Annotated in this window: 1 protein-coding gene; it reads right to left on the bottom strand. The window is 58.0% G+C overall.

Annotated elements, in window-relative coordinates; all coding sequences use genetic code 11:
- A partial coding sequence (gene tuf, locus IM267_RS20950; protein WP_226848258.1) for an elongation factor Tu occupies window positions 1–1,182 on the bottom strand: 1,182 nt, incomplete at both ends.

The raw sequence follows: 1,182 nt of genomic DNA, 5'->3' as shown, positions 1-1,182 counted from the left end.
CCCCCCCCCCCCCCCCCCCCCCCCCCCCCCCCCCCCCCCCCCCCCCCCCCCCCCCCCCCCCCCCCCCCCCCCCCCCCCCCCCCCCCCCCCCCCCCCCCCCCCCCCCCCCCCCGCGCCAACGGTACGGCCGCCTTCACGGATTGCGAAACGCAGACCGTCGTCCATCGCGATTGGGTGGATCAGAGTCACAACCATCTTGATGTTGTCGCCTGGCATTACCATCTCTACGCCTTCTGGCAGTTCGATGGTACCGGTCACGTCAGTTGTACGGAAGTAGAACTGTGGACGGTAGCCTTTGAAGAACGGAGTATGACGGCCGCCTTCGTCTTTGGACAGAATGTACACTTCAGATTCGAACTTGGTGTGTGGCTTGATTGAGCCTGGCTTCGCCAGAACCTGACCACGTTCGATTTCTTCACGTTTGATACCACGCAGCAGAACACCAACGTTCTCACCAGCACGGCCTTCGTCCAGCAGTTTGCGGAACATTTCAACGCCAGTACAGGTAGACTTCGCAGTCTCTTTGATACCAACGATTTCAACTTCTTCACCAACTTTGATGATACCGCGCTCTACACGACCGGTAACAACGGTACCACGACCGGAGATGGAGAATACGTCTTCGATTGGCAGCAGGAATGGCTTGTCAATCGCACGCTCTGGTTCTGGGATGTAAGAATCCAGGTAGCCAGCCAGTTCGATGATTTTCGCTTCCCACTCTGCGTCGCCTTCCAGCGCTTTCAGCGCGGAACCACGAACGATTGGAGTGTCGTCGCCTGGGAAATCGTACTGAGACAGCAGTTCACGAACTTCCATCTCTACCAGTTCCAGCAGCTCTTCGTCATCAACCATGTCGCACTTGTTCAGGAACACGATGATGTAAGGAACGCCTACCTGACGACCCAGCAGGATGTGCTCACGCGTCTGAGGCATAGGGCCGTCAGTTGCAGCAACAACCAGGATCGCGCCGTCCATCTGCGCAGCACCGGTGATCATGTTTTTAACATAGTCGGCGTGGCCTGGGCAGTCTACGTGTGCGTAGTGGCGAGTCGGGGTGTCATACTCAACGTGAGAGGTGTTGATGGTGATACCACGAGCTTTTTCTTCTGGTGCGTTATCGATCTGGTCGAAAGCACGAGCAGCACCGCCGTAGGTTTTAGCCAGTACGGTAGTGATTGCAGC

Origin of the sequence: Enterobacter cloacae complex sp. P15RS (assembly GCF_014895905.1) — a bacterium.
Taxonomy (GTDB): domain Bacteria; phylum Pseudomonadota; class Gammaproteobacteria; order Enterobacterales; family Enterobacteriaceae; genus Enterobacter; species Enterobacter quasihormaechei.
This window is presented reverse-complemented; position numbering and strand designations above follow the sequence as displayed.